This is a genomic window from Serratia sp. Tan611, assembly GCF_905188235.1.
GTDB lineage: Bacteria > Pseudomonadota > Gammaproteobacteria > Enterobacterales > Enterobacteriaceae > Serratia_B > Serratia_B rhizosphaerae.
The window spans coordinates 2,815,424-2,842,380 of sequence record NZ_LR994655.1; the positions used below are offsets into that span (position 1 = coordinate 2,815,424).

The following is a 26,957-nucleotide window of genomic DNA, read 5'->3' on the forward strand; positions in this document are numbered from 1 at the left end:
AGGCGCACCACCGATTCCCGCGCACTATCAACGCGCGCGGGGTTTATCGCTTGGGTTGCGAATGCGCGCATGTTTATAATGATAATCAATTCATTATTGGCATTTTTATTAGCAGTAGTTATGAGGCACGTATGAAAAAGATGGTTATGGGCGCAGCCGCCCTGATGTTTGTCGGCGCGCTAGCCGGCTGCAACAAGCTGACCCAGTACACGCTCAGCGAACAGGAAGTTAATGACTACCTGCAGAAACATAATGATTACCAGAAGCAGATCGGCGTGCCAGGGCTGGTGGATGCGCATATCGTGCTGACGCAGCTGCAGAGCCAGATCGGCCGCAGCGAACCGGGCAAGGTTACCCTTTCCGGCAATGCCAAAGTGGACATCACCTCGATTCTGGGGCCACAGCAGGCGGACATGCAGCTGACGCTGAAGGCGCAGCCGACCTATGACCGTGAGAAAGGAGCCATTTTCCTGAAAGATATGGAGCTGACCGACTATAAAGTGCAGCCGGAAAAAATGGATACCGTGATGAAGGCGATTTCGCCTTATCTGAATCAGTCACTGAAAAGTTACTTCAACCAGAAACCGGCCTATGTGCTGGACCCGAACAAGAGCAAAACCGAAGCCATGGCGCGCAAACTGGCCAAAGGGCTGGAAGTGAAGCCGGGCGAACTGGTGATTCCGTTTACTGATTAAATTCAGCGCATGAAGGCGCAGCAACCGCTGCGCCTGACAGGTTTTACGCCTGCTCGTCGTCTTCAGAGCCTTCCTGCTCTTCATACTCCGCCAATTCATCGCGCATCGCCTGCAATGCATCACGGGTAATCATCGCCAATGTGCGATAAAAACCGCTGGTTGCATGGGCTTCAACCTTGCCGAGGAAACGTCCGCACCACGGCAGCAAATATTCATCAAACAGCGTAATTTGCGCCTGCGCCTCATCTTCCTGCGACTGATCTTCCAGCCAGGATGCCGCCAGCAGCAGCGAGCCGAAGTGATCCGCCGGCGCCTCGCCGAGCGGCATACCGCGCTGCTGTAGGAAACTGCGCACTTCGCTTTCCGTCGCCCCCTCAACATAGGTTGAGCGCAGCGGCGATACGCTGCATTCAGCGCCAACGAACAACGCGTTAAAGTCGGCAGCCAGCAGGTGCGGCTCGCAGCCTTGCTGCAAACGCTGGAGCAATTCATCCTGCTCCAGCGGCCAGTGCTGCTGCAGTTTACCCTCTTGAATCAGGCTGAACAGCGGCACCAGCAGCGGGTCCTGCGGCTGACGGTAAAACAGCGTCCCCAGCACGCGGCAGACGATGGAAAACTCATTCATGATGAAATCCTATGCAAAGGCGGAAATTTTTTGCCGTGACGATGTCACAGATCGGCCAATTCCGCAATCGCTGGTTTGCCGCGTTGCTCAAGAAAGTTCAGTAAACGACGCGGACTGACGTTGAGGATGCGATCCTGCGGGAATTCAACCTCGGCAAGGATGCGTTCACAGTGCTCAAAACCTCCCAGCGAAAAGGCAATATGCGAGTCTGAGCCCAGCGCCAGCCAGCCTCCGGCATCACGCACCGCAGCGGCGATCGCCCGGCAGTTGGCTTCACTGCCCTTACGTGAATGCGTAAACGATGAGTTGTTCAGCTCAAGCGCCACATTATAACGCGCAGCGGCGGCGGCAACCTCCGTGATATCAATCGGATAACGCGGATTGCCCGGATGACTGATGATGTGGACATCGCCCTGCGCCATCGCGGCAATCATCGCCTGCGTATGGGCGGCCCGATCCTGCGGTGCAAACACCGGCTCATGGAAACCGGCGATAATCACATCAATGGCATCCAGCATCGGGCCGGTGCAGTCAATATCGCCGTCCAGATTCTTAATGTTGGCTTCAATACCGCGCAAAATGGCGACGCCGTCCACTAACCGCGGCCAGACGCGCATATTCATAAAGTGCCAGTAGTGCGGCGCATCGGCCATATCCGGGCCGTGGTCGGTAATGGCAAACAGCTGGATGCCCTTCTGCTTGGCTTCGGCGACATAATCATGCAGCGTGCTGTAGGCATGGGTGCTGGCAACGGTATGCATGTGTAAATCAACGGGGTACATTGCTTCTCCTTATTCGTGGGTCAGCCGCCATGCGCAAACGGCGGGCGCAGTTGCGCCTTAGCATAGCAGTTAACCGGCTCATTAATAACCTCTGCGAATATCCACAATTCCCGTCGGCGTCTCTCCGGCTTCGATCGCTAAAATATTCTGGGCAACCCGATCCATCGCCTGCTCAGGCAAGGTAATCGCGGCAATATGCGGCGTGATGGTAACGGCGGGATGACGCCAGAAGGCGTGCGCCGGCGGCAGCGGCTCTTGCACAAAGACATCCAGCGTCGCCGCTTTAATCTGCCCCAGCTCCAGCGCCGCCAGCAGATCCTCCTCAACCAGATGCGCGCCGCGCGCCAGGTTGAGCAGATAAGCCTGCGGCGCTAAATGGGCAAACATCTCACCGTTGAGGATCCCCTGGGTTTCCGGCGTATTGGGCAGCAGGTTAATCAACAGCTTGACGCCGTCCAGGAATGCCGGCCGCTGCGCCTCGCCGGCGAAACTGCTCACGCCGTCAATCTGCTTGGCGCTGCGGCTCCAGCAGCGGACGTTAAAGCCGAAGTCCACCAGTTTTTGCGCCACCGCCCTGCCCAGCACGCCGGCGCCGAGAATACCGATAGTGAAATCCTGTAGCTGATGCGGCTCCAGCGGCTGCCACTCTCCCTGTTGCTGCTGCCGCTGGTACTCATCGAAACAGCGGAAATAGCGCAGTACGTAACTCAACGCATACTCCTGCATCTGCTGCGCCATACCGGTATCTTCCAGCCGTAACAGCGGTACCCCCGCCGGCAGCGTACCGGGATGTTGCCTCTCCTGCTGCAAAATGGCGTCAACGCCGGCTCCCAGGGCGAACACACCTTTCAGCTGATGACGCCCGGCCAGCATTTCATACGGCGGCAGCCAGACCAGCGCATAGTCTGCCGGACGATCGTCCCCCGGCTGCCAGATGCGCAGCGTGGAACCGGGCAAACGCTGCTGCATGCCCGCCTGCCACTGCTGCGCATTAAACGTAGGATGGTAAAACATAATGTTCATGGTAAGAGAGGCTCCTGCTTGTTCGCTGTTATTGTCCCCTCAGGTTTCCGCGAATCGTCAGAAGATGCAAGAGTAAAACCGACAAATAAAAACAGCCCCGACCAGTGGGGCTGTTTCGCTCAGGCTAGTGCCGCTGCGCCGTCAGACGCGCTGGATCAGGCGGCGCAGCAGTGGTATCAGGATCAACAGCACCACGCCCACGCCGGCCGCTCCCCACCCCAGCATGCTGAAGACATGGCTGTAGCCGGGGTTGGTTAACAACGGCGTACTGCCGCTGTTTTCCGGCATCAGGCCGGATACATAGCCCGCCAGCACTGAGCCGACGCCGGTCACCATCATCCAGCAGCCCATCATGACGCCCTGGTAACGCGCCGGCGCCAACTTGCCGATCATGGCGTAACCGATGGGCGAAATCAGCAATTCGCCAATGCTCTGCAACACGTAACTGATAACGATCCATTTAAACGCCACCAGTCCGTCGCCGCCCGCCAGGCTGATGCCCAGCGGCAGCACCAGCATCCCCAGCCCCATACAGAACAAGGAGCCGGAAAACTGCAGGGGAATATCAATCTTGCAGCCGCGGGCGCGCAGGCGGTTAAACCACCAGGCCAGCAGTGGGCCGCCGATGACGATCACCAGCGTGTTGATGTTCTGGATCCACTGCGGGGCAACATGGATGCCATACGGGTTCAGATTGATATTGTGCTCCGAAAACAGCATCAGCCCCATCGGCGCCAGCTGATACAGCATCCAGAAGACCAGCGATCCCAAGGCCAGAATCAGGTAGGCGCTCATCCGCCGACGCTCATCGCGCGGATGATGGCGTAGCGTAACGAGACATAGCAGCAAGAAAATGGCGCATCCCAGGCCAATCACAAAGTAACCGCTGAATTCAGCATGGGTCAGCATCAGACGAATCACCGGCACCAGAATCACTAATACCGCCAGACCGGCCAACAACCGACGGCGATACTGCGACGGCGTCGTATCAAGCAATGGGGTATTGATATCGGCCAGCATGCGCCAGCGCAGCGCCGCAACGATAATCGCCCCGGCGTTGCCCAGCGTGGCGAACAGAAACAGCGTGCGGTAACTTTCCGTCAGTTGGAAATAGCCGGCGGCACTGTAGCCAACAAAAAAACCCAGGTTCATCGCGGCATAGTTCCACAAAAACGCCATCTCGCGCCGGTCATCCTCGGGCTTGAACCGCTGCGTCAGCATCATATTAATGCAGGTGACGTTCAGCCCGCTGCCGGTGAGGAACATCGCCAGCCCCCAATACAGCCCCCAGACGCCGGCCAGAGCAATCGTCGCGCACCCCGCCACCTGCAGCACCATCCCCAGGACAAACAGGTTGCGGTTGCTGAGATAGCGTCCGCCCAGGTAGCCGCCGAACAGGTGCAGGCCATAGTTGAACGCGCCGAATACGCCCATCATGGCGTTGGCGCTGCTTTCGCTGAACCCCAAACGCTTGGTGGCATACAGCACCAGCGTGGAATACAGCACGGCAAAGCCTAGCGTAGCGAAGATTTGGATAAAGAACAGCGCTCCCGCGCCGGAAGGGGCAACATGGCGTGACGACGCCGCCAGTGTGGAATCTGAGTCAGTCAAAGCAAACCTCTACTGCATTATTATTTGATGGTTTTATCCCTGTCTGCGCTATCTGCCCTACGCCTTCGCTACACGCGGCGGAGAGCCGGTGCAACCGATAAGGAAATGGCATCAATAGCGCGGTAAGCGGCGCGGACGTTGATGTTTCCTTGCAAAAATCCCCGCACGCTCGTCACTCCATTTAGCGGCATATTTGACTAATAATCCAGTATTAATGAATACATTGGCAATACGACATAACGAAACGGTGGAATATTAATCTACAAATGGATAATTTGCTCAAATAACAAACCAGACGACAGTTCCAAGTTTCTTATCGGCCATTCTCGGCGGCAGGTGAAGAATAAATAGCTGATTATTGTGCGTGAAATCAGCAAATTGCTGCAAGTTTAGCTAAACAAACTGAAAGCGTAAAAAGAGTGTTGACGCTGGGATCAGTTTCTCCTACATTAGCGCCCGTCGACAACGCAAGGCGCTGACGATGACAATATGGTGAGGTGTCCGAGTGGCTGAAGGAGCACGCCTGGAAAGTGTGTATACGCGAAAGTGTATCGAGGGTTCGAATCCCTCCCTCACCGCCATATTCCAAGAGAAAGCCTGAACTCACGTTCAGGCTTTTTGCTTTATATTCCCCGTCCGGGAGGGTGAGAACCCTCGACAGGGTTCGACAAAACGCAACGCGTTTTGCACAGCCGTCAGGCTGCCCGCAGGGTGAGCGCAGCGAATACATCCCTCCCTCACCGCCATATTTCAAGAAAAAGCCTGAACTCACGTTCAGGCTTTTTTGCTTTATATTCCCCGTCCGGGAGGGTGAGCCCCCTCAACTTACGCTCCCGTTGCTAGCGCAGGCAAGGTAATTCCCTTTTGGACAGCAGGGCGCTCCGCTATCCGCTGGAACCAGGCGTCCAGGTGACGATAGCGACTGAAGTCAAACCGGATGATGCGGGCGATGTGCATCCAACCAAAATGAGCAATATCGGCAATGGAATAGGCATCACCAGCCAGATAGCTGTTTGCGGCCAATCTGCGATCAAGTACCGCGAAAGCATCCTCCGTCAGGCTACGATAACGCTCAATCGCGGCCGGAATACGTTCAGCGGCAAATAACTCGAAGTGTACACGCTGCCCGACGATCGGCCCCACGCTTGAAGCGTGAAATTGCAACCACTTGATCGCCTCCCAACGCCCCTTGATATCATCCGGCATCAGCCGGCCGGTTTTATCGGCAAGGTACAGCAAAATAGCCGCCGACTCGAACAGTACCACACCAGTCTCATCGTCAGTCAGGACGGGGATGCGGGCATACGGGTTCAAGGCCAAAAAATCCGGCTGACGATGCTCACCAGCCTCGATACGCACATGGTGTAGACGATAAGGCAGCGCCAGTTCTTCAAGAGCGATCGTTGCCTTAAAGCCGTTAGGTGAACTGTCAGTATAGAGATTCAACATATGACACCTTTATTTAGTTTTACTAAACTCGATGATGGTAACCATCACCCGCCCATACTCCTTCTTTAATCAGCATGGATAAAGCGATACTTCTTAACATCAGTATTTAGGAAATCTAAATGAAAGCACCTCCTCTTCAGGCATTGCGCACCTTTGTTGAAATCGGACATCGCGGCAGCGTCCAGGCAGCAGCGCAGGCGCTACATGTTACGCCCGGTGCTATCAGCCAACAGCTACGCTCGCTGGAAGAACGGCTTGGCGTCGTACTACTTGAGCGCAACCGCCTGGGAATGCGTTTGACGGAGGCCGGTGCCAGCATCCACCCGAGGCTCAGTGACGCATTTGCGCAAATTGATCGGTCGCTAGAAGAGTTGAAAACACGTGAAAGCCCTCAGTGCCTGACCATCAGCACGGTGGCCGCGTTTGCCGCCTCTTGGCTGGTTCCACGCCTGGGAAATTTTCAGCAGCGTCACCCCGGTATTGAAGTCCGAGTAGAAGCCACGGCAAACCTGGTGGATTTACGCCGCGATCGCGTCGATATTGCCCTACGCCACGGGTTGGGTGATTATCCAGGTTTGGCCGTCACTCCGTTGATGTCGCCCGTGCTGGTGCCGGTGGCCTCCCTCCATCTGCTCACCGCTGACCAGATGCTGAGCGAACCTGCAGATTGCCTGAATTATCCTCTGTTGCATAACAGTGATCGCACCGACTGGTCGCTCTGGTTAAGTGCGCACGGTGTGGCTACAGATCCTCGAGCCGACCGTGGCAATGTGTTTGAAGATGACTTTCTGCTCATCCGTGCGGCAGAGGCAGGACAAGGCCTGGCACTGGTGCCGGCAGCCTATGCGCAGACAGAGATCGCCGCCGGTCGCCTGGTACAAATACTGGATAAACCCTGGCCCGCGAGATTTGCCTACTACATCGTATACCAGCCCGATGCCGCCCTTCGTCCCGAGGTACGCGCCTTTATCGCGTGGCTGTTAACCGAGGCGGTCGCTGTCCCCTGACAGGGAAATGCGCCGAGCGGCCTTCCTGTTGCCAAAGAGCTGACAGCTGACCCCATGATCATCGCCAACTCAGCCTGACTTTCAGCCAAAAAGAACACAACTTAACCACCCGTTACGAAACCAAAAAAATATGCTTGACCCACCCGCTCTCACTCCCTATAGTAGCGCCCCGTTGCCCTGACGCATTCAGCGCAACGACAATATGGTGAGGTGTCCGAGTGGCTGAAGGAGCACGCCTGGAAAGTGTGTATACGCGAAAGTGTATCGAGGGTTCGAATCCCTCCCTCACCGCCATATTCTAAGAGAAAGCCTGAACTCACGTTCAGGCTTTTTTGCTTTATATTCCCCGTCCGGGAGGGTGAGAACCCTCGACAGGGTTCGACAAAACGCAACGCGTTTTGCACAGCCGTCAGGCTGCCCGCAGGGTGAGCGCAGCGAATACATCCCTCCCTCACCGCCATATTCCAAGAGAAAGCCTGAACTCTCGTTCAGGCTATATTCCCAGCTCCCGCGACAGGATTGGCAGGTATCACTCATCATGCCCGTTTGGCGGCAACCTGAAGCCGGCTCAACACCGCAATAAAAAAGCCCGACGTCATGTCGGGCTTTTTTCCATTCAACAGCTGGGAATCAGTTGCTGGTATCGAGTTCCGGGAAACTTTTCACCAGATCGTCGATCGCCTTCATCTGTACCAGGAACGGCTCCAGCTTATCCAGCGGCAGCGCTGACGGGCCGTCGCACTTGGCGTTGTTCGGATCCGGGTGCGCCTCAATAAACAGGCCGGCCAGGCCCACCGCCATACCGGCGCGCGCCAGTTCAGTTACCTGAGCGCGACGACCGCCGGAAGCGGCGCCAAACGGATCACGGGTTTGCAGCGCATGGGTCACGTCGAAAATCACCGGATGGCCGCCGGTGGCGTTCTTCATCACGTTGATGCCCAACATATCAACCACCAGGTTGTCATAGCCAAAGTTGCTGCCGCGGTCGCACAGAATAACCTGGTCGTTGCCGCCTTCTTTGAATTTCTCCACGATGTTGCCCATCTGGCCCGGGCTGACGAACTGTGGTTTTTTAACGTTGATCACCGCGCCGGTTTTCGCCATCGCTTCCACCAGGTCGGTCTGACGCGCCAAAAACGCAGGCAGCTGAATAACATCAACCACTTCCGCCACTGGCTGAGCCTGAGCAGCCTCATGCACGTCGGTGATGGTTTTTACGCCGAAGGTTTGCTTCAACTCTTCAAAAATACGCATCCCCTCTTCCAGGCCCGGCCCGCGATAAGAGTGAATGGAAGAGCGGTTGGCTTTATCAAATGAAGCCTTGAAGACGTAAGGAATACCCAGTTTTTGCGTCACCGTGACGTAGTGTTCGCAGATGCGCATCGCCAAATCGCGCGATTCAAGCACGTTCATACCACCGAACAGCACAAACGGCAGGTCGTTCGCTACGTTGATGTCGCCAATGCTAATCACTTTCTGTTTCATGCTTTCGCCTTTATTGAGGGTAAGTCGCCAAAATTAGTGCAGCGTCACCTGTTTGGGTTCGATCGCGTGGATCTGTACTTTGATCACTTCGCTGACCGGATCTTCAGGACACTGCTCGATAAAATAGTTGAGGTCAGAAATCGCCACATGGTTGCACTCCAGCTGCGCATAGATTAAACCACGGTCACGAATTTCATACGGATCGTCCGGGTCAAAGCACAGCACCGTTTCACTGGCGCGCAGCGCCATTTCCATCTGCTTTTCTTCCATCAGGGCGGCTTTCAGCGTATCGAGCATCTTACGCACCACCATATTATTCTCCGCTTCATCCAGATCGTCATCTTCCAGTTCGGCGGATAAACCCAGATTGCCCCTGATCCAGGCCTCAAGCGTATGCTCATTCAGCGTTTCGCCGTTAAGCGGATTGATTAGCCACATCTCATCATCCATCCAGTCGGCCCGCAGGATTAACTGGGTCGGAAAAATTACCGGCATCAGCGGTAAACCGAGCTGATGGGCGATGTGCAAAAAGATAGTGCCCAGCGATACCGGCGTACCCTGGCGCCCTTCCAACACCTTATCCAGCCAGATGGCATCAGAAAGACGGTAGACGCCGCTCGCCCCGCCAAACCCCCAGGTACGGTAAAACAGCTCAATGAGTGCCTCTAATCGCTGTTCCTGACTGAGATCGTCCGGCACTGCCGCCCGCGCTTCTTCAGACAATCGCTGCAGTTGGCGCGCCACGTCGGCAGCAGGAAAATCTCGCCGCACGCGCTGAGACACCAGAATGACCCCTGCGCTCAGCGGTGAAGAATTAAATTCAAAATCAGCAATGCTACTCATAGGTATCCCATCAGAAACGGTATTTTCGTCGTGGCAAGTTTAATAATCAGGTAGAGACAGCCCAGAGCCAGAATAAACGCCGACGTGCGTAACCCCGCGCTGCGGACTTTCTTGCTCAGTGCAACGTAGCCCAGCAGGATATAGATAATAACGCCAAACAGCTTTTCGGTCAGCCAGGAGTCCATGCCCAGCAGCGGGTAAAGCTGGAACATCACCACCAGTGCAATGCCGCTCAGAAACAGCACGGTGTCATTAATATGCGGCGCTATCTTCACCCAGCGCCGGTTCATCATCGCCGAATCACGCCATTTCCAGAAAAAACGCAATACAAACAAAACAATACTGATGGTTACCGTCAACAGATGCAAATTTTTTAACGCGGCGTAGGCTGTCATGGTCATTCCCTTTGCTTTCCAGTAATTATTATTGGGCCGGCAGATACTGCCCCAGCGTTACCCGCTCGTTGCCGCCATAGTCACGGCGGCTCTCCACGGCGCCAAAGCCCGCCTCGGCCAGCAGTTCACGCACGCTGGCCGCCTGTTGCCAGCCGTGCTCCAGCAGCAGCCAGCCTTGCGGCAAAAGATACTCCGGCGCCTGGCGCACGATGGCGCGTAAGTCCGCCAGGCCGTTCTCCTCCGCCACCAGCGCGCTGTCCGGCTCAAAGCGGACATCCCCTTGCGACAGATGCGGATCGGCGGCGTCGATATAAGGCGGGTTACTGGCAATCAGCTGGAAACGCTGCCCGGCCAGCGGCGAAAACCAACTGCCCTGAACAAACTGCGCATTGGTAATCGCCAGTTTTTGCGCGTTATGGCGCGCCAGCGCCACCGCTTCAGGCTGGAAATCAACGCCGGTTACCGTACAGTCGGGACGTTCGCTGGCCAACGCCAGCGCAATGGCGCCGGTGCCGGTACCCAGATCGAGAATGGTGCAGGCGCCGGCAGGCAGACGTGCCAGCGCCTGCTCGACCAGACATTCGGTGTCCGGCCGTGGAATCAGGGTTGCGGGGGAAACAGACAGCGGCAGCGACCAGAATTCACGCTCGCCCACCAGATAGGCAATCGGCTCGCCGCGCGCCCGGCGCGTCAGCAATATTTCCAGCCGGGCGATCTCCTGAGGGGTCAGGCAACGCTCGCCAAACGCCAGCAGATAGGTTCTGGCGCGCCCGGTGACAAACCCCAACAGGATTTCCGCGTCCCGCCGGGCGCTGTCGCTCTCCGTCAGCCGGGCCGTTGCCGCCTTCAGCCAGCTTTGATAATCCATCACTCTTGCTCGGCGGACAACGCAGCCAGCTGATCCGCCTGGTATTCCTGCACGATAGGTTGGATCAGCATATCCAGCTTCCCTTCCATCACTTCGTCCAGCCGGTAGAGCGTCAGGTTAATGCGGTGATCGGTCACGCGGCCCTGCGGGAAATTATAGGTACGGTTACGATCGGAACGGTCACCGCTGCCCAGCAGGTTACGCCGCGTTGATGCCTCTTCCTGCTGGCGTTTGGCCACCTCGGCGGCACGGATGCGCGCGCCCAGAACCGACATCGCTTTCGCTTTGTTTTTATGCTGTGAGCGCTCGTCCTGACACTCCACCACAATGCCGGTCGGCAGGTGGGTAATACGGATCGCCGAATCGGTGGTGTTAACGTGCTGACCGCCGGCGCCGGAAGAACGGAAGGTGTCGATTTTCAGGTCACCGGGGTTGATATCCGGCAGTTCAGCCTCCGGCACCTCCGGCATCACCGCAACGGTGCAGGCCGAGGTGTGAATGCGCCCCTGAGATTCGGTTTCCGGCACGCGCTGCACGCGATGGCCGCCAGATTCAAACTTCAGCTGGCCGTATACGCCCTCGCCCGAGACTTTGGCGATCACTTCTTTAAAACCGCCGTGCTCGCCTTCGTTGGCGCTCATCACTTCTACCCGCCAGCGGCGCGTTTCGGCATAGCGGCTGTACATCCGGAACAGGTCGCCGGCGAACAGCGCCGCCTCGTCGCCGCCGGTGCCGGCGCGAACTTCGAGGAAGCAGCTGCGCTCATCGTCGGGGTCTTTCGGCAACAGTAACAGCTGCAGCTGTTGCTCCAGCTCTTCGATCACCGTTCTGGCCTGTTTAATCTCTTCCTGCGCCATCTCGCGCATTTCCGGGTCTTCCAGCATCATCTCGGCGGTCGCAAGATCGTCTTGCACCTGGCGCCACTGCAGGAAACAGTTGCTGACATCGGTCAGCTGCGCATATTCGCGCGACAATGCCCGGAACCGGTCCTGATCGGCAATAACGCCGGCATCGCCGAGCAGCGCCTGAACTTCTTCATGGCGCTCTTGTAACGCTTCCAGTTTGGCAACAATAGAAGGCTTCATGCGTGGTTTTAAACCCTGTAAATAGAGAGAAACTAGTGCTGATCCAGCCCGAGGCTGTCGCGTAATATTTGTAACCGCTCCACATCGCCGTCGCCGGCAGCCTGCTGGAGGGATTTGGTAGGGGCATGAATAAGACGATTGGTCAGATTATGGGCCAATTTATGGATCACCTGCTCCACATTGGCACCCTGCGCGATGGCCGCTAACGCTTTGGCTTCCATTTCGCTGCGGATCTGATCGGCCTGCGAGCGGTAGTCGCGAATGGTTTCCACCGCACCCTGCGAGCGCAGCCAGGCCATAAAATTGGTGCTTTCCTGTTGAACGATGGATTCCGCCTGCACTGCCGCCGCCTTACGCTGCGCCAGGTTGTTCTGAATAATCGCATGCAGGTCGTCAACGCTGTACAGATAGGCGTTCGCCAGCTTGCCGACCTCCGGCTCGATATCGCGCGGAACGGCGATGTCCACCAGCAGCATCGGCTGATTGCGGCGCGCCTTCAGCGCCCGCTCAACCATGCCTTTGCCGATGATCGGCAGAGGACTGGCCGTCGAACTGATAATGATGTCAGCATCGGCCAGGCGCGCGTCAATTTCCGGCAGCGTAATCACCTCGGCGCCGACTTCATCCGCCAGCAGTTGCGCCCGCTCGCGGGTACGGTTGGCGATGATCATATGCTTGACCTGATGTTCCCGCAGATGACGCGCAACCAGCTCAATGGTTTCGCCCGCGCCCACCAGCAACACGTTCAGATCCGCCAACGACTCGAAAATCTGGCGCGCCAGCGTACAGGCGGCAAACGCCACGGACACGGCGCTGGCGCCAATCTCGGTTTCGGTACGCACGCGCTTGGCGACGGAGAAGGACTTTTGGAACAGGCGCTCCAGCTCACCGGACAGCGACTGCTCACGTTGGGACTCGGCAAAGGCTTTTTTCACCTGGCCAAGAATCTGCGGTTCGCCCAGCACCAGTGAGTCCAGACCGCTGGCAACGCGCATCAGGTGGCTGACCGCATCATTACCGTGATGCCAGTACAGGCTCTTTTTCACCTCTTCCGGGCTCAGCTGATGGTATTCACACAGCCAGGCCACCAGTTGCTCGTGAATGTGCTCCTGCTGCTCCACGCTGAGGTACAGCTCGGTGCGGTTACAGGTGGACAACACGACGCCGCCCTGCACCAGCGGCTGCTGGAGCAGACTATTGAGCGCCTGGTCAATGCTCTCTGGAGAAAAGGTGACTTTTTCCCGCAAAGCAACCGGTGCGGTTTTGTGGTTAATGCCTAAGGCAAGCAGGGTCATTGCTTCAAGTAATACTTCTGTTGGTACGGGTTTCGTTGACGGCATTCTACTTGATGCGCGGCATCAATAAAAGCAACAAGCGCATCTTACGCCCAATCGCTGCCATCGTCGGCACACATCAAACAACCGCTTAAAAACAAACCATTAATTTATAATGACGATCAAAACTAAAGAACCGACGCCGCTGGCCGATTAAATCAGGTAACGATCGCGTGTTATGTGTAGTTTAGCGCTTTTTGCCGGCCAGATAAAACTCGCCGCGCCATGGCGCTCCTGCGCTGAACCTGTACGGATATTAATCAATAGTTGGTTATGATTATAACCACTGGCAACCTTCCCAATTGTTATTATTGAATTTCTGTCCGCCTGTTCGCATAATTCCGCGCCGTATAAATTCGTACATAGCGAATAATATCGGTTTATCCGTTCAGCCCCGATAACATCGGCGCCCGAAGTGATAATGCATTATATAAAGGACGCCGCGGGTGGTTTGAGCATCGGTGCGAACCATTCGTCGGAATTAAAAAATTGTATAAATATAAAAAGCAGGTATGGATATGGCACATAAAATTAGTCGTTTAGCCCGCGGCGTGGCCGTTGGTCTGATAGCTGGCTGCACCGCCTTTGCCGCGCAGGCAGAAATCACCTTACTGAAACAGGATCCGCAGGCCGGCGATCCGCTGAGCCGTCTCAACTTCACCGTCGGCGGCAGCATCCGTCCACAGTTCAATATGATGACCGGCGACGGCGATAAAGGCTCTTACAAACGCAACGGCTTTGACGGCGGCACCCGCTTCCGCTTTGCCGCTGACTACTACCTGTTCGATGACATCAGCTGGATCAGCTACTACGAACTGGGCGTCAACATCCCGGCGCTGTTTGACTGGGACAACCACTACGCCGACGGCGCCAACAACACCAGCCGCCGCATGCTGTACACCGGCCTGAAGAGCAATACCTGGGGCCAGTTGACTTTCGGCCAGCAAAACAGCGTTTACTATGATGTGGTCGGCGCCAAAACCGATATCTGGGATTACGACATGCTCGCCCAGGCGCCGGGCAACGGCATCAACGGCGACTACGACGGCTCTTACCGTTCCCGCAAAATGCTGAAGTACAAGAAGACCTTCGGTGATGCCGACGTCTACGCCTCTTACCTGTTCAGCGACAGCGACTACCTGCCGGGCAACGGCCTGCGTTATAAGCGCAAAGGCGGCGGCTCACTGGGCGTCGATTACCATCTGACCCGCGACCTGACCTGGGGCACCGCGTGGAACTACACCCGTGCGGAAATGCGCGATCCGACCGGCGGAGACAGCAAAACCTACGACCAGAACATCCTGGGCACGGCGCTGAGCTGGAAACCTGACAACTGGACCTTCAGCTTCGGCGGCGGCTGGTACAATAACTTCCTGACCACCAAGCAGACCGACGTGCACAATTACTTCGCCGGCGACGCCTGGGGTATTGAATACTACGCCGGCTACACCGCACCGGTCGGCCAGTATGCGCTGAAATCCGTCACCCCTTATGTGATGGGCGACCGCCTGGAATACGTCAGCGGCCGCAACTATCAGCGTATCGATAACGGTCTGGGCGTCACCTTCCAGTTCGACTACGGCTTCCGTACCGATGTGGAACACGTGTTCACCTCCAGCACCGACAACCTTGGCGATATGACCGTCGTACGTCTGCGTTACGACTTCTGATCGTACGGGCGCCCGCCTTGCCGGCGCGGCGCCCCGTTTTCTGAGAAAAAACCGCATTTTTCATCTTCTTGCTACATCCTTCCCCCTATCTCCGCGTACACTATGAACATTCGTCCGCCCTGACGCCGACGCGCTGAATCATAATATTGACGCTGCGCGCCTGTGCCGTTAGCGTGGTGGCAAAAATGGGTGGCGTCACGTCAGCCCGCCAGGACAAAAGGACAAAAAATCGTTATGCCTATCCGCAAAGTCAGTTTGCTACGCCTTATCCCGCTGGCCAGCCTGGTGCTGGCGGCCTGTACCACCACCAGACCGACCGGCCCGGCCACCAGCCCGACGTCTCCTGAGTGGCGAGCCCATGAGCAAGCGGTGCAGCAGTTAAACCAGTATCAGACCCGCGGCGCTTTCGCCTATCTTTCCGACAGCAAAAAAGTCTACGCCCGCTTCTTCTGGCAGCAATATTCGCCGGATCGCTACCGTCTGCTGCTGACCAACCCGCTCGGCAGCACCGAGCTGGAGCTGAACGTGCAGAAAAACGTGGTGCAGCTGACCGATAATCAGGGCAAACGCTACGTCAGCGACAATGCCGAGGAGATGATCCGTAAGATGACCGGCATGGCGATTCCGATGAATAATCTGCGTCAGTGGATGCTCGGCCTGCCCGGAGAAGCGACCGACTTTACCCTGGATGACCGCTACCGCCTGAGCAAACTGAATTACCAGCAGGAAGGCCTGAGCTGGAAAGTCAGCTATCAGGACTATAACAGCGATATTCAGCCCCAGTTGCCGAGCCGTCTGGAGCTGCAGCAGGGCGACCAACGCATCAAGCTGAAAATGGATAACTGGACGCTCAAATGATTCAGCAGTGGCCCTCGCCGGCAAAGTTAAACCTGTTTTTATATATCACCGGCCGTCGCGCAGACGGCTACCATCAGCTGCAGACACTGTTTCAATTCCTTGATTACGGCGACACGCTGACCATCACTCCGCGTCAGGATGATAAAATCTGCCTGCTGACGCCGGTTGACGGCGTTGAGGATGAGCACAACCTGATCGTACGCGCCGCCCGCCTGCTGCAGCGTTACTGTGATGAACAGCAGATCGCCACCCCGCCGCGCGGCGCCGACATCCGGGTTGAGAAAGTTCTGCCGATGGGCGGCGGCCTGGGCGGCGGCTCATCAAACGCGGCGACGGTGCTGGTGGCGCTGAACAGCCTGTGGCAGTGCGGCCTTAGCGACGAACGGCTGGCCGAACTGGGTCTGAGCCTCGGCGCCGACGTGCCGGTGTTCGTGCGCGGCCACGCCGCGTTCGCCGAGGGCATCGGCGAACGGCTGCAGCCTGCCGATCCGCAGGAAAAATGGTACCTGGTCGCCCACCCCGGCGTCAGTATTCCTACACCGCTGATTTTCGGCGATGCCGAACTGAAAAGGGATACGCCGGTGCGCACGCTAAATGAACTGTTTCAATTACCGTACGCCAATGATTGCGAACCGATCGCAAGAAAACGTTTTCGCGAGGTTGAACAGCTTCTTTCTTGGCTGTTACAATACGCGCCGTCACGCCTGACCGGCACAGGTGCTTGTGTGTTTGCAGAGTTCAACACCGAGTCCGAAGCCCGCCAGGTGTTAAATCAAGCCCCGGCGTGGTTGCGTGGTTTTGTAGCGCGTGGCGTTAACATTTCACCACTACATCGTACCCGTTCCGGGCAAATTTGAGTCGTAGCTCGACGTTTCGTTGCGCAGGGCCCGTTTTATTCGGCCCTGTATCCCTGCGCTACTACGCCTCATAGTTTTACATACCCGTATGTCTATTGCGTCAGCCATGCTCAACAGCCCCCTGTGCTGGCCGACTGTCAATAGCATCTTCTCTGGACGCAAGCCTGAGGTTCTTCTCGTGCCTGATATGAAGCTTTTTGCTGGTAACGCCACCCCGGAACTAGCACAACGTATTGCCAACCGTTTGTACACCAGCCTTGGTGACGCCGCTGTAGGTCGTTTTAGCGACGGCGAAGTGAGCGTGCAAATCAACGAAAATGTACGCGGTGGTGATATTTTCATCATCCAGTCCACCTGCGCTCCCACCAATGACAACCTGATGGAACTGGTTGTCATGGTCGATGCCCTGCGGCGCGCTTCTGCAGGCCGCATCACCGCCGTTATCCCCTACTTCGGCTATGCCCGTCAGGACCGTCGCGTTCGCTCCGCGCGTGTGCCAATCACCGCTAAAGTGGTTGCCGACTTCCTGTCCAGCGTCGGGGTTGACCGCGTGCTGACCGTGGATTTGCATGCTGAACAGATCCAAGGCTTCTTCGATGTACCGGTTGATAACGTCTTCGGCAGCCCGATTCTGCTTGAAGATATGCTGCAGCAGAACCTGGAAAACCCGATCGTTGTTTCTCCGGATATCGGCGGCGTCGTGCGCGCACGTGCAATTGCCAAGCTGCTCAACGATACCGATATGGCCATTATTGATAAACGTCGCCCACGCGCCAACGTTTCTCAGGTGATGCACATCATCGGTGACGTTGCCGGCCGCGATTGCATTCTGGTCGATGACATGATCGATACCGGCGGCACCTTGTGTAAAGCGGCTGAAGCGTTGAAAGAACGCGGTGCCAAGCGCGTATTCGCCTACGCGACGCACCCGATCTTCTCCGGCAACGCCGTAGACAACATCAAGAATTCCGTGATTGATGAAGTGATCGTCTGCGACACCATCCCGCTGTCACCAGAAATCAAGGCACTGAAAAACGTACGTACGCTGACCCTGTCCGGCATGATGGCTGAAGCTATCCGCCGTATCAGCAATGAAGAGTCAATCTCTGCGATGTTCGAACATTAATTCTCCGTCGGCGCGGGCATTCCGCGCCGCCGTTGAACATGGTCAGACGCAGTAAAAGAAAAACCCGTTGGCGCCTCGGCAACAACGGGTTTTCTATTTTAAAGCGCTCATAGCGTTAAACCTGGTTACGCGTCACAGTACCTGTGCCCCTCTGTCTCCCTGACGTAATGACTAATGCGATGAACGATGATGGCTATTGCGGCAACGCTTATCAAAATGTTTTACCCACCAATAACGATCCGCAACCTGTTCACGTCCGCCGATACGCGCGCCGGCCAGCCACAGCAAGGCGCCGATAAAGATACTGAATATCGCTCCGTGGGAGAAAAACTGCGGTAAATTGAACTGAGAGACCTCGGCGACAATGGAATAGCCAACGCCGCCAATCATCACCAACAGCCCAAGCCCCATCAGAGCGTTACCCATCACATCCGCGTTTTTACGTTTCATATGTCACCTCCATAGCGCTAAATGCCAGCGGGATGAATAAGTCATTGTTAACTCCCTGCGATGAATTAATTATAGACACTCCCGGGGCAAGGGTATTGCGTTGGCGATCACAGATGTGTAATTAACACTGACAAATCTTTACTTTAGAAGCAGCAACTAGCTATAAAGTTGAACTATAACCCGTGTGCATTATTCACTTTTCAAAGTAAAGGGCTGTCGTTTATTACCGAACACGACGTGTTTTGTCATTCGGCGCAACGGAAGGTAGACTAATGCCCTTTCCATTATTTTGAGCATAGTGAATCTCTCCGTGAGCAGTATCAAATTGATTGTCGGCCTGGCCAACCCCGGCGCCGAATATGCGCAAACGCGCCACAATGCAGGCGCCTGGTACGTAGATCAACTGGCGCAACGCCATAACCAGGCGTTGAAAGAAGAAGGCAAATTCTTCGGCTATACCGCACGCCTGAACCTGGCCGGAAACGACGTCCGGCTGTTGGTGCCAACCACGTTTATGAATTTGAGCGGTAAGGCCGTGGCGGCCATGGCGTCGTTCTATCGCATCCAGCCAGATGAAATCCTGGTCGCTCATGATGAGCTTGATTTGCCGCCGGGCGTCGCCAAGTTAAAACTGGGCGGCAGCAACGGCGGTCATAACGGCTTAAAAGATATTCAGAGCAAGATGGCGAACAACCCGAACTTTTATCGTCTGCGTATTGGCATCGGTCATCCGGGCGACCGCAACAAAGTCGTGGGATTCGTACTGGGCAAACCGCCGGCCAGCGAACAGAACCTGATCGATGAAGCAATCGACGAGTCGCTGCGCTGCACCGAAGTGCTGTTAAAAGACGGTATGACCAAGGCCATGAACCGTCTGCATGCATTTAAAGCCGGTAACTGAAGCCCCTCCTTTCAGGCTGCATGATTGCCATGTAGCCTGGTTTTTCCTCCTCCCGCTCCGCCGCCATTTGCCGCCTGAGGCAACTGGCAATATGGCGTCAGACAGGTGAGGCCTAAACGCCTGCGGACGGAACGACGCTTTTTCTTTAACCAATGACGCTGCACAGGCTTTTTTCTCAGCATATTACGACTGTGCAGTGAAAAAGAAAGCAATGACAATATTGATAAACTTGGCGCTATATAAATTAAAATCCCATTCATTTAAACTATCCTCCTTGATATCCTCCCACACGCCAAAACAATTTAAATATGAGGTAAGCGGCTCAGTAAATACAACAATAAAGCACAAGCAAAACTTTACAAAAAAGTTTAGATACGTAGAACTAATAAATGGAATATGATTATTTTTTAATTAGATAATACTTAGAGAAACCCCAATAATCTTTATTATTGGGGTTTGATATTTTAGTCTGCGGCAACGCGATAGGTGGGATCGTCCAATTCATGAAGACAGAACGGACCGGCCTGCTTCAGCAGACTGACGCAGTCAGCGCTTAGATGACGCAGACGCACCGTCTTGCCGGCGGCCAGGTAGCGCGCCGTGAGCTTATCAATCGCCTCTACGCCGCTGGAATCCATCACCCGGGTCTGTGCAAAGTCTAAAATAACCAACGCCGGATCGTGTGCAGGGTCAAAGAGCTCGGCAAAGTCCGTCGTGGATCCGAAAAAGAGCGGCCCCGCTAAAGAATAAACAACGGTGTTGTTTTCTTCTTTTTTATCGCGGATAGATATTTTTGCCTGTTTCCAGGCAAAGACCAACGCCGAAATAATGACACCGCTGATAACCGCCACGGCCAAATCTGCAAATACCGTAATAACGGTGACGGTCAGCAGAATAAAGGCGTCTTCTTTCGGCATTCTTTTTAAGCGGCGCAGCGAACTCCACTCGAAGGTGTTATAGCACACCACCAGCATAATGCCGGCCAGCGCGGCAACGGGAATATAACCGATGTAGGATGACAGGCTGACCACAAACAGAATCAGCAAAATAGCGCCAACCGCTGCAGAGATGCGGCCACGGCCGCCGGAGGTGAAGTTGATGATCGACTGGCCGATCATCGCACAACCGGCAAAGCAGCCAAACAGCCCGCAAATAGTATTCCCTGCCCCCTGGGCGATGCTTTCACGGTTGCCGTTGCCTTTACTGTTGCCCATTTCATCCAGCACCGTCATGGTCAACAGCGATTCAATCAAACCGACCAGCGCGATAATCACGGCGTATGGCAGCACCACCTTCAACATATCGAGCGTAAACGGCGCCATCGGCAGGCTAAAGTGCGGCAGACTGCCGGAGATATCCGCCAAATCCCCCACCCGCAGCGTATTCAGTCCAAACCCGATCGCCAGCGCCGACACCACGATCAGCGCCGCCAAAGATGCCGGGATCGCCTTGGTCAGACGCGGGAAGAATACCACCACCAGAATCGCCAGCAGCACCAGGCCGTACATCAGCGGCCCCTGCCCGGCGACCATATGCAGCTGCGCCAGCATAATAACGATCGCCAGGCCGTTGACGAAGCCATGAATCGCCGGCAGCGGTACCAGACGAATAAATTTCCCCAGGCGGAAAATGCCGATCAGGATTTGAATCACGCCGGCAAAAATGGTCGCCCACAGCACGTAATCCATCCCGTGCTGGGCCGCCAGGCTCATTAACACCACCACGATGGAGCCGGCCGCGCCGGACACCATGCCGGGTTTACCGCCGAACAGCGCCGTGGTCAGGCCGATAATAAATGCGGTATGCAGGCCGACGATGGGCGACAGCCCGGCGACCAGGGAGAAGCCGACGGCTTCCGGGATCATGGATACCGCGACAACAAAGCCGGCCAGGACTTCATTCTTGACGTCCGCCAGCCTGAAGTTGCTCAGGTTAAGCATAAATTTTCCAGATAGTCTGAGATTGCAAAAAACAGTGCATGCCTGATGCAGGCAGCAAAAAACATCAGCGCCGGCGCAAGGCCAATGCTGTTACAGAGAGAGTAAGCGGGCGGGAAAACTCAGGGTGGAGTAAGCAAGAAGTACATCCGCGCGTTTCCTGTTGGTTAAAGATAGTAAACAGTATGTTGAAACGTGAGCAAGATCTCAACACAAACTTCGTAAGCAAAGCTCTCCGCCCTCACGCCGGGATCGTGATAGATGCGCATTACGTGTATAATGACGCAATTATTCTGCCCTTTATGCGGCCAGTTAATGCTAACTGGTTGTTAGTTAAGATATTTAAGGTGATAACAACATGGGATTCAAATGCGGTATCGTCGGCCTGCCAAACGTAGGCAAATCCACCCTGTTCAACGCGTTGACCAAAGCGGGTATCGAAGCAGCCAACTTCCCGTTCTGCACCATTGAACCGAACACCGGTGTGGTTCCGATGCCCGATCCGCGTCTGGACCAGTTGGCCGAGATCGTCAAACCCCAGCGCATCCTGCCGACCACCATGGAATTCGTCGATATCGCGGGCCTGGTGAAAGGCGCCTCCAAAGGCGAAGGCCTGGGTAACCAGTTCCTGACCAACATCCGCGAAACCGAAGCAATCGGCCACGTGGTGCGCTGCTTTGAAAACGACAACATCATTCACGTTTCCGGCCAGGTCGATCCGGCATCGGATATTGATGTGATCAACACCGAGCTGGCGCTGTCCGACCTGGATACCTGTGAACGCGCCATGCACCGCATCCAGAAGAAAGCCAAAGGCGGCGATAAAGACGCCAAGGCAGAGCTGGCCGCATTGGAAAAATGCCTGCCACACCTGGAAAACGCCGGCATGCTGCGCGCGCTGGATCTGAGCGCGGAAGAGAAAGCAGCCATCCGCTACCTGAGCTTCCTGACGCTGAAGCCGACCATGTACATCGCCAACGTGAACGAAGACGGCTTTGAAAACAACCCATACCTCGACAAAGTGCGTGAAATCGCCGCCGGCGAAGGCTCCGTGGTGGTCGCCGTCTGTGCCGCCGTTGAATCCGACATTGCCGAACTGGATGATGAAGAGCGCGACGAGTTTATGGCCGAACTGGGTCTGGAAGAGCCGGGCCTGAACCGCGTGATCCGTGCCGGTTACCAGTTGCTGAACCTGCAGACCTACTTCACCGCCGGCGTCAAAGAAGTGCGCGCCTGGACCATCCCGGTCGGCGCTACCGCACCGCAGGCAGCCGGCAAGATCCACACCGACTTCGAGAAGGGCTTTATCCGCGCGCAGACCATCGCCTTTGACGACTTCATTACCTACAAGGGCGAGCAAGGCGCGAAAGAAGCCGGCAAGATGCGCTCTGAAGGTAAAGAGTACATCGTCAAAGACGGCGACGTAATGAACTTCCTGTTTAACGTCTGATAGATAACCTCTCCCCATAAAAAAACCACGCTAACGCGTGGTTTTTTTATTCATCATCACCGCTCGTCCTTAACGCATCTGCAGGATAATAACGTTGCTGCTGGCGGGATCGGTTTTCTCGCGCAGCTCCCCTACCGCCTTGGCATCCGTCTCCGCGCCCTGATTCCCCCATGAGGTACGAATAAAGTTAAGTACGTCGGCGGTCTGCTGGTCGGTAAGCTGTTTACGGTACGGCGGCATACGGTAGGCATCCGGCACGCCGTCGGCCACAATACGCGCGGAGCCGTTCAGCACCACGTTGATGGAAGACGACGCATCAACCTGCATTGACGTCGCGCCGGCCAGCGGCGGGATCCACGGCGCCTGACCGCGACCATCCGCACCGTGGCAGCTGCTGCAGCGCGCCATATAGGTCTGCCTGCCGGGATGACTCCCGCTGCCGCCCGGCGCAGCAGCTGAGGCTTCTCTTTGCGGATATCGCCAGGCGTTGCCGCTGTTATTACTGCCGGCCGGCAACGCCTTCAGATAGTGGGCGATCGCGCGCAGATCGTCATCGCTCATAAACTGGGTTGAGTTGTTGAACGCATCGGTCATTGAGCCGAACACCACGGCATGCTGGTTGCGCCCCTGCTTAAGGAATGTCACAACGTCCTCTTCGCTCCAGCGGCTGATGCCGGTATTGGCATCGTTACGCAGACTTGGCGCATACCAGCCGTCCAGCAGCGCGCCGGCCAGATACTCCTGGCTGCCGGCGTCCAGCGCCTTCTCATTAAAGGCCAGCCCGCGCGGCGTATGGCAACTGCCGCAATGCCCCGGCCCCTCCACCAGATACGCGCCACGGTTCCACTGTTCGTCCTGGCTCTCCTGCGCCTGATAAGGCCCGCCGCGGGAAAACGCCGCGCTCCACAGCGCCAGCGGCCAGCGCATATTCAGCGGCCACGGAATTTCTGTCGGGCTATTCTGGCGGGATACCGGTTTAACGCCCTGCATCATAAAGGCATACAGCGCCGCCACGTCCTCATCGCTCAGCTTCTGGTAAGAAGGAAACGGCATGGCTGGGTACAGGCGATGGCCGTCACGTGCGACGCCGTGGCGCACCGCGCGATCGAAATCGGCCAGCGTGTAGCGCCCGATGCCGGTCTCGTCATCAGGCGTAATGTTGGTGGTGTAGATTTTCCCTACCGGCGTCGCCATCGCCAGGCCACCGCTGAAAGGCGCGCCGTCCGGCGTGCTGTGGCATGCCACACAGTCGCCGAGCCGGGCGACATACTCCCCCTGGCGAATCAGATCGGCTGAGATTGCCGACGTGTCCGTCGGCTCATGATCAAACGTTGAAGCAGGCGTACGCAGCAGCCACACGGTCGCCACCGCGGCGACGCCCACCAAACCGGCCACTATCAGGCCGAGCCTTTTCAGTTTCATGATTCTTTCCCTTAAGCGCCTGCGGCTCAGCTGAAGTTAAAACGTGACAGCGGCATGGAGCGGATCCGCTCGCCGGTCAAGCGGGAGACGGCGTTCGCCACGGCCGGCGGTATGGCGGGCAGTGGCGGCTCACCAATGCCGCCCATTTTGGCGCCGCTCTCCACAATGCGTACCTGCACCGGCGCCATGCGCGAGGGCGGCAGAATCGGGTACATATCGTAATTGCGCGCGACCGGCTGGCCTTTTTCATACACGCTCTCTTCTAGCAGCACCTGAGATAGCCCAAGGGCAACCGCACTATTGACCTGCGCCTCAATGATTGCCGGATTAACAATGCTGCCGGGATCGATCGCCTCCCAGACCTGATGCACCCTAACCTGACCATTCTCGATGGAAACCTCGGCAATGGCCGCCGCCTCAGAGCCAAACGGCGAGGCCATCGCCACCCCACGCGCCCGGCGGCTGCTGTCAGACGCGGTATAAGGGCCGGCCTGCCAGCCGCCGGACATCTCCGCCACCGTGTTGAGCAACGTCGTCAGCCGTTGATTCCCCTTCAACAAATGCAGTCGCAAGGCGAAAGGATCCAGCTTGCTCTTATCGGCGATCTCATCGAGGAAACACTCATAGAGAAAATCATTCATTGAGTTGCCCACCGAGCGCCAGTAGCCCAGCTTGACCGGCCCCTTTTTATAGATCTGCGCGATACGCACGTTGGGAATGGCATACGCTTTACCCGTCAAGCCTTCCAATGCCGTGGGATCCAGCTGCTCGCCGTGTTTGCCTGCCTGCCCTTCTGTCGGCCCTTCACAGATGCTGACCGCCTCCAGCGCCACGGGGTAGCCCTGCGCATCCAGCCCGGCACGGAAACGCACCGCGGCCATTGGCCGGTGGGTGTCGCGCAGAAACTCCTCCTCCCGGCTCCAGATCAGCTTGATAGGCCGGCCAACCGCTTTGGCCAGCGCAATGGCCTGCGGATACACCATCGCGGTGTCATAGACAAAGTGGCGGCCAAAGAAACCGCCGAGCAGCGGTGAATGGATAATGATTTTTTCAGGGGCGAGTCCGGTGCGTTTAGCCACGTCGGCCTGAAACATTTCCGGCGCCTGATTCGGTATCCACAGCTCCAGGGTGCCGTCGTTATTAAAGCGCGCCAGCGCGGAAGGCGGCTCAAGCTGGGCATGATTGAGATACTGGCTGTGATAGGTCGCGTTCAGCGTGGTTTCCGCCGCTGACATCCCCTGCGCAATATCACCCTTCACTTCCGCGTTTTCGCCCTTGCCCGGCTCCTGCGCCAGCACGGCGGCAAACGCTTCAGAGGAGAAATCGGCAGGCATATAATTACCGTCCGGCGCATCTGGCTCCAGCCACTCAACCTGCAGCGCTTCGGCGGCGCGTTTCGCCTGCCACCAGCGCTCCGCCACCACGGCCACCGCCCCCGGCAGTACATGTACCGAGTGCACGCCTTTCATCGCCTTGACCTTATCTTCATTACGCAACTTGCCGGCATGCAAGCCAAGCCGTGGCGCATGCTGGACGGCGGCATGCAACATGTCGTCAACGCGGCAGTCGATGGTATAGACGGCCTTGCCCGTCGACTTTTCATGCATATCGAGGCGCTGAACCGGTTTGCCGATCCAACGGAAGCGGGCAGGATCTTTAAGCGTCACTGAATCCGGCGACGGTACGGATAAATCGCGGGCGCGGGCGGCGAGTTCGCCATAGCTCAGCGAACGACCGGAAGCCGCATGAATAACCCGTCCCGGCTCGGTCTGCAGCTGGTCAATCGGCACGGAAAGCTCCGCCGCCGCTGCCTGCAGCAGCATCTGCCGCGCCAGCGCGCCGAGACGACGCATGGTGGTGTAGCTGGCCCGCACCGACTGGCTGCCGCCGGTGATGCGCATCCCTCCCTCCATCACCTGATATTGTGAACCGGCAGGCGCATTCTCGACGATAAAGGTCGCCGGATCGGCATCCAGCTCCTCACCGACTATCTGCGCCATCGCGGTAAATATCCCCTGTCCGCCTTCGATAAACGGCGAAAGGAATTTCACCGAGCTGTCGGGGCGGATTTCTAGGAATGCCGGCACCCGCGTCCCCGGCGCTAAAACGGCTTCAGCCGCCTGAGCGCGGCTCTGCCCAATCGGCAAACCGACGCCCAGCACCAAAGCGCCGGCAAGGCTGCCGCCGGCCAGCAGAAAACGACGCCGTGAAAGGTTAACCGGTTGCTCATCCAGAGCTGTCAGATCGTGATCGCGTCGTTTCATGCGTTGTCTCCCTCCCCCGCAACCTCATGAATGGCGGCGCTGATAGCGTTGTAGGTACCGCAGCGGCATAAATTCACCATCGCCGCAGCAATCTCCTCGTCCGAAGGATGAGCGTTATGCTTTAACAAGGCGGTTGCCGCCATCACCTGGCCAGACTGGCAATAACCGCATTGCGGCACCTGATGCCGAACCCACGCCGCCACCACGCGCTTGCCGACGTCATCACTTTCGATCGCCTCAATAGTGGTAATTTTTTTCCCGGCGACGGTCTCCAGCGGCGTCACGCAGGAACGCACGGCCTGGCCGTCCACCATAACCGCGCAGGCGCCGCACTGCGCCAGGCCGCAGCCATATTTCGTGCCGGTCATGGCCAGATCGTCGCGGATAACCCATAACAGCGGCGTATCCGCGTCCGCATCGGTCTGATAAATCTTGTTGTTGATATCGAGTTCCATCGCTAACCGCTCCAGATAAAATAGTGCTCACAATGACGGCTGTTCAGCTTGCAGGCTCAGGCAATGGCTACCCCGCAATGCTGATAAGGGTGGGTACGTCAGAAAAATGACGGAGATGAAGAAGACTTTTTATATTTACAAATATTAGACAAATAATTAACAGTTTCCTGCTCAATGTGGTTATGAAAAAAATTCACAAATCGCTACGTCGGATGCGTCAGCGCGCCAGGCCGTTTCCCGTGGCCGAAGCGCAGCCCGCGCTGTTTAAGGCGCGGACATCATGAAATGGAGGTCGGGGATAAGGGACGGGAGAATTGGCCTGTACCGCTGAACACGCGTTACCGGCCACTTTGCATTGGAAACCC

Annotated in this window: 25 protein-coding genes, 2 tRNA genes and 2 other RNA genes; 12 read left to right on the forward strand and 17 right to left on the reverse strand. The window is 56.6% G+C overall.

Annotated features, from left to right (window positions below; all coding sequences use genetic code 11):
* Positions 1-131: 131 nt before the first annotated feature.
* Entirely contained in the window at positions 132-695 is a 564-nt protein-coding gene (locus tag TAN611_RS13300) for a lipoprotein (protein WP_105231422.1), read from the forward strand.
* 43 nt (positions 696-738) lie between these two features.
* Here the strand turns inward: TAN611_RS13300 and TAN611_RS13305 are convergent, their stop codons facing one another.
* The 4 genes from TAN611_RS13305 to TAN611_RS13320 all read right to left on the reverse strand — a co-directional run bounded on the left by TAN611_RS13305 (position 739) and on the right by TAN611_RS13320 (position 4,736).
* The gene (locus TAN611_RS13305) at positions 739-1,320 is read right to left on the reverse strand and encodes a molecular chaperone (protein ID WP_105231423.1); all 582 of its coding nucleotides are present in this window, start codon (positions 1,318-1,320) and stop codon (positions 739-741) included.
* A gap of 44 nt (positions 1,321-1,364) precedes the next feature.
* Complete coding sequence (locus tag TAN611_RS13310) at positions 1,365-2,102, reverse strand: phosphatase (protein ID WP_203066556.1); 738 nt, start codon at positions 2,100-2,102, stop codon at positions 1,365-1,367.
* Between the two features lie 81 nt (positions 2,103-2,183).
* Positions 2,184-3,125, reverse strand: a complete 942-nt coding sequence (gene ghrA, locus TAN611_RS13315) for a glyoxylate/hydroxypyruvate reductase GhrA (protein WP_203066557.1) — start codon at positions 3,123-3,125, stop codon at positions 2,184-2,186.
* A gap of 141 nt (positions 3,126-3,266) precedes the next feature.
* Complete coding sequence (locus tag TAN611_RS13320) at positions 3,267-4,736, reverse strand: peptide MFS transporter (protein WP_105231426.1); 1,470 nt, start codon at positions 4,734-4,736, stop codon at positions 3,267-3,269.
* Between the two features lie 491 nt (positions 4,737-5,227).
* On the opposite strand from TAN611_RS13320, the gene TAN611_RS13325 reads away from it, so the two are divergent.
* Together TAN611_RS13325 and TAN611_RS13330 are read left to right on the forward strand one after the other, a co-directional pair.
* Positions 5,228-5,317 (forward strand) — tRNA-Ser (locus tag TAN611_RS13325).
* A gap of 43 nt (positions 5,318-5,360) precedes the next feature.
* Positions 5,361-5,482, forward strand: a non-coding RNA gene (locus TAN611_RS13330) — RtT sRNA.
* Positions 5,483-5,561: 79 nt separating this feature from the next.
* Here TAN611_RS13330 and TAN611_RS13335 read toward each other — a convergent pair.
* Complete coding sequence (locus TAN611_RS13335) at positions 5,562-6,185, reverse strand: glutathione S-transferase family protein (RefSeq protein ID WP_203066558.1); 624 nt, start codon at positions 6,183-6,185, stop codon at positions 5,562-5,564.
* Positions 6,186-6,304: 119 nt separating this feature from the next.
* Here TAN611_RS13335 and TAN611_RS13340 point away from each other — a divergent pair, with 119 nt between their 5' ends.
* From TAN611_RS13340 to TAN611_RS13350, 3 genes are all read left to right on the forward strand, one after another.
* A complete protein-coding gene (locus tag TAN611_RS13340; RefSeq protein WP_203066559.1) occupies positions 6,305-7,192 on the forward strand; it encodes a LysR substrate-binding domain-containing protein in 888 nt (295 codons plus the stop codon).
* Between the two features lie 204 nt (positions 7,193-7,396).
* Positions 7,397-7,486, forward strand: a tRNA-Ser gene (locus TAN611_RS13345).
* A gap of 44 nt (positions 7,487-7,530) precedes the next feature.
* Positions 7,531-7,652: non-coding RNA, RtT sRNA (locus tag TAN611_RS13350), on the forward strand.
* Positions 7,653-7,822: 170 nt separating this feature from the next.
* Here TAN611_RS13350 and kdsA read toward each other — a convergent pair.
* From kdsA to hemA, 6 genes are read right to left on the reverse strand one after another with little or no spacing between them, the layout of a single operon-like run.
* Positions 7,823-8,677 carry a 3-deoxy-8-phosphooctulonate synthase gene (kdsA, locus tag TAN611_RS13355; RefSeq protein ID WP_015672646.1) on the reverse strand — a complete coding sequence of 285 codons (855 nt, stop codon included), beginning with the start codon at positions 8,675-8,677 and terminating at the stop codon, positions 7,823-7,825.
* Positions 8,678-8,710: 33 nt separating this feature from the next.
* On the reverse strand, positions 8,711-9,520 hold the full coding sequence (sirB1, locus tag TAN611_RS13360) for an invasion regulator SirB1 (protein WP_111736956.1): 810 nt from the start codon (positions 9,518-9,520) through the stop codon (positions 8,711-8,713).
* Positions 9,517-9,915: a SirB2 family protein gene (locus TAN611_RS13365; RefSeq protein ID WP_105233390.1), complete on the reverse strand. Its 399-nt coding sequence runs from the start codon at positions 9,913-9,915 to the stop codon at positions 9,517-9,519. Before TAN611_RS13365 ends, sirB1 begins: the two co-directional genes overlap by 4 nt.
* 28 nt (positions 9,916-9,943) lie before the next feature.
* Entirely contained in the window at positions 9,944-10,783 is an 840-nt protein-coding gene (gene prmC, locus TAN611_RS13370) for a peptide chain release factor N(5)-glutamine methyltransferase (protein ID WP_203066560.1), read from the reverse strand.
* On the reverse strand, positions 10,783-11,868 hold the full coding sequence (prfA, locus tag TAN611_RS13375) for a peptide chain release factor 1 (RefSeq protein WP_105231431.1): 1,086 nt from the start codon (positions 11,866-11,868) through the stop codon (positions 10,783-10,785). The genes prmC and prfA overlap by 1 nt, the downstream gene beginning before the upstream one ends.
* A 32-nt stretch (positions 11,869-11,900) precedes the next feature.
* On the reverse strand, positions 11,901-13,163 hold the full coding sequence (hemA, locus tag TAN611_RS13380) for a glutamyl-tRNA reductase (RefSeq protein WP_105231432.1): 1,263 nt from the start codon (positions 13,161-13,163) through the stop codon (positions 11,901-11,903).
* A 557-nt stretch (positions 13,164-13,720) separates the two neighbouring features.
* Here hemA and TAN611_RS13385 point away from each other — a divergent pair.
* The 4 genes from TAN611_RS13385 (at position 13,721) to prs (ending at position 17,713) form a co-directional block, all read left to right on the forward strand.
* A complete protein-coding gene (locus TAN611_RS13385) occupies positions 13,721-14,872 on the forward strand; it encodes a porin (RefSeq protein ID WP_105233392.1) in 1,152 nt (383 codons plus the stop codon).
* Between the two features lie 234 nt (positions 14,873-15,106).
* Complete coding sequence (gene lolB / locus TAN611_RS13390; RefSeq protein WP_187044573.1) at positions 15,107-15,730, forward strand: lipoprotein insertase outer membrane protein LolB; 624 nt, start codon at positions 15,107-15,109, stop codon at positions 15,728-15,730.
* Positions 15,727-16,587, forward strand: coding sequence for a 4-(cytidine 5'-diphospho)-2-C-methyl-D-erythritol kinase (ispE, locus tag TAN611_RS13395; protein ID WP_187044572.1), 861 nt, complete (start codon positions 15,727-15,729; stop codon positions 16,585-16,587). Before lolB ends, ispE begins: the two co-directional genes overlap by 4 nt.
* 178 nt (positions 16,588-16,765) lie before the next feature.
* Positions 16,766-17,713: a ribose-phosphate diphosphokinase gene (gene prs / locus TAN611_RS13400; RefSeq protein ID WP_015672655.1), complete on the forward strand. Its 948-nt coding sequence runs from the start codon at positions 16,766-16,768 to the stop codon at positions 17,711-17,713.
* Positions 17,714-17,884: 171 nt separating this feature from the next.
* Here prs and ychH read toward each other — a convergent pair whose 3' ends face one another.
* A complete protein-coding gene (gene ychH / locus TAN611_RS13405; protein WP_105231435.1) occupies positions 17,885-18,163 on the reverse strand; it encodes a stress-induced protein YchH in 279 nt (92 codons plus the stop codon).
* 310 nt (positions 18,164-18,473) lie between these two features.
* Here ychH and pth point away from each other — a divergent pair, with 310 nt between their 5' ends.
* Positions 18,474-19,064 carry an aminoacyl-tRNA hydrolase gene (pth, locus tag TAN611_RS13410; RefSeq protein WP_105233394.1) on the forward strand — a complete coding sequence of 197 codons (591 nt, stop codon included), beginning with the start codon at positions 18,474-18,476 and terminating at the stop codon, positions 19,062-19,064.
* 11 nt (positions 19,065-19,075) lie between these two features.
* Here the strand turns inward: pth and TAN611_RS13415 are convergent, their stop codons facing one another.
* Together TAN611_RS13415 and TAN611_RS13420 are read right to left on the reverse strand one after the other, a co-directional pair.
* On the reverse strand, positions 19,076-19,324 hold the full coding sequence (locus tag TAN611_RS13415; RefSeq protein ID WP_145961122.1) for a hypothetical protein: 249 nt from the start codon (positions 19,322-19,324) through the stop codon (positions 19,076-19,078).
* Positions 19,325-19,528: 204 nt separating this feature from the next.
* Positions 19,529-21,004: a SulP family inorganic anion transporter gene (locus tag TAN611_RS13420; protein ID WP_105231436.1), complete on the reverse strand. Its 1,476-nt coding sequence runs from the start codon at positions 21,002-21,004 to the stop codon at positions 19,529-19,531.
* Between the two features lie 355 nt (positions 21,005-21,359).
* On the opposite strand from TAN611_RS13420, the gene ychF reads away from it, so the two are divergent.
* Entirely contained in the window at positions 21,360-22,451 is a 1,092-nt protein-coding gene (ychF, locus tag TAN611_RS13425) for a redox-regulated ATPase YchF (protein WP_105231437.1), read from the forward strand.
* Between the two features lie 69 nt (positions 22,452-22,520).
* On the opposite strand, the gene TAN611_RS13430 is transcribed toward ychF, so the two are convergent.
* Genes TAN611_RS13430 through TAN611_RS13440 form a run of 3 tightly spaced genes read right to left on the reverse strand, consistent with a single transcriptional unit; the run spans position 22,521 to position 26,592 of the window.
* Entirely contained in the window at positions 22,521-23,873 is a 1,353-nt protein-coding gene (locus TAN611_RS13430; protein ID WP_203066561.1) for a cytochrome c, read from the reverse strand.
* A 26-nt stretch (positions 23,874-23,899) separates the two neighbouring features.
* A complete protein-coding gene (locus TAN611_RS13435) occupies positions 23,900-26,137 on the reverse strand; it encodes a xanthine dehydrogenase family protein molybdopterin-binding subunit (protein ID WP_203066562.1) in 2,238 nt (745 codons plus the stop codon).
* Positions 26,134-26,592, reverse strand: coding sequence for a (2Fe-2S)-binding protein (locus tag TAN611_RS13440; protein ID WP_105231440.1), 459 nt, complete (start codon positions 26,590-26,592; stop codon positions 26,134-26,136). The genes TAN611_RS13435 and TAN611_RS13440 overlap by 4 nt, the downstream gene beginning before the upstream one ends.
* Positions 26,593-26,957: the final 365 nt, after the last annotated feature.

What these genes read in the sequence shown, in the direction of transcription:
- TAN611_RS13305 (WP_105231423.1), bottom strand. Translation starts at nt 1,320, where the DNA reads ATGAATGAGTTTTCCATCGTCTGCCGCGTGCTGGGGACGCTGTTTTAC.
- TAN611_RS13440 (WP_105231440.1), bottom strand. Translation starts at nt 26,592, where the DNA reads ATGGAACTCGATATCAACAACAAGATTTATCAGACCGATGCGGACGCG.
- TAN611_RS13385 (WP_105233392.1), top strand. Translation starts at nt 13,721, where the DNA reads ATGGCACATAAAATTAGTCGTTTAGCCCGCGGCGTGGCCGTTGGTCTG.
- ispE (WP_187044572.1), top strand. Translation starts at nt 15,727, where the DNA reads ATGATTCAGCAGTGGCCCTCGCCGGCAAAGTTAAACCTGTTTTTATAT.
- TAN611_RS13430 (WP_203066561.1), bottom strand. Translation starts at nt 23,873, where the DNA reads ATGAAACTGAAAAGGCTCGGCCTGATAGTGGCCGGTTTGGTGGGCGTC.
- hemA (WP_105231432.1), bottom strand. Translation starts at nt 13,163, where the DNA reads ATGACCCTGCTTGCCTTAGGCATTAACCACAAAACCGCACCGGTTGCT.
- ghrA (WP_203066557.1), bottom strand. Translation starts at nt 3,125, where the DNA reads ATGAACATTATGTTTTACCATCCTACGTTTAATGCGCAGCAGTGGCAG.
- TAN611_RS13300 (WP_105231422.1), top strand. Translation starts at nt 132, where the DNA reads ATGAAAAAGATGGTTATGGGCGCAGCCGCCCTGATGTTTGTCGGCGCG.
- kdsA (WP_015672646.1), bottom strand. Translation starts at nt 8,677, where the DNA reads ATGAAACAGAAAGTGATTAGCATTGGCGACATCAACGTAGCGAACGAC.
- sirB1 (WP_111736956.1), bottom strand. Translation starts at nt 9,520, where the DNA reads ATGAGTAGCATTGCTGATTTTGAATTTAATTCTTCACCGCTGAGCGCA.
- TAN611_RS13415 (WP_145961122.1), bottom strand. Translation starts at nt 19,324, where the DNA reads ATGAATGGGATTTTAATTTATATAGCGCCAAGTTTATCAATATTGTCA.
- TAN611_RS13340 (WP_203066559.1), top strand. Translation starts at nt 6,305, where the DNA reads ATGAAAGCACCTCCTCTTCAGGCATTGCGCACCTTTGTTGAAATCGGA.
- TAN611_RS13335 (WP_203066558.1), bottom strand. Translation starts at nt 6,185, where the DNA reads ATGTTGAATCTCTATACTGACAGTTCACCTAACGGCTTTAAGGCAACG.
- TAN611_RS13420 (WP_105231436.1), bottom strand. Translation starts at nt 21,004, where the DNA reads ATGCTTAACCTGAGCAACTTCAGGCTGGCGGACGTCAAGAATGAAGTC.
- ychH (WP_105231435.1), bottom strand. Translation starts at nt 18,163, where the DNA reads ATGAAACGTAAAAACGCGGATGTGATGGGTAACGCTCTGATGGGGCTT.
- prfA (WP_105231431.1), bottom strand. Translation starts at nt 11,868, where the DNA reads ATGAAGCCTTCTATTGTTGCCAAACTGGAAGCGTTACAAGAGCGCCAT.
- TAN611_RS13365 (WP_105233390.1), bottom strand. Translation starts at nt 9,915, where the DNA reads ATGACAGCCTACGCCGCGTTAAAAAATTTGCATCTGTTGACGGTAACC.
- ychF (WP_105231437.1), top strand. Translation starts at nt 21,360, where the DNA reads ATGGGATTCAAATGCGGTATCGTCGGCCTGCCAAACGTAGGCAAATCC.
- TAN611_RS13310 (WP_203066556.1), bottom strand. Translation starts at nt 2,102, where the DNA reads ATGTACCCCGTTGATTTACACATGCATACCGTTGCCAGCACCCATGCC.
- TAN611_RS13435 (WP_203066562.1), bottom strand. Translation starts at nt 26,137, where the DNA reads ATGAAACGACGCGATCACGATCTGACAGCTCTGGATGAGCAACCGGTT.
- lolB (WP_187044573.1), top strand. Translation starts at nt 15,107, where the DNA reads ATGCCTATCCGCAAAGTCAGTTTGCTACGCCTTATCCCGCTGGCCAGC.
- prmC (WP_203066560.1), bottom strand. Translation starts at nt 10,783, where the DNA reads ATGGATTATCAAAGCTGGCTGAAGGCGGCAACGGCCCGGCTGACGGAG.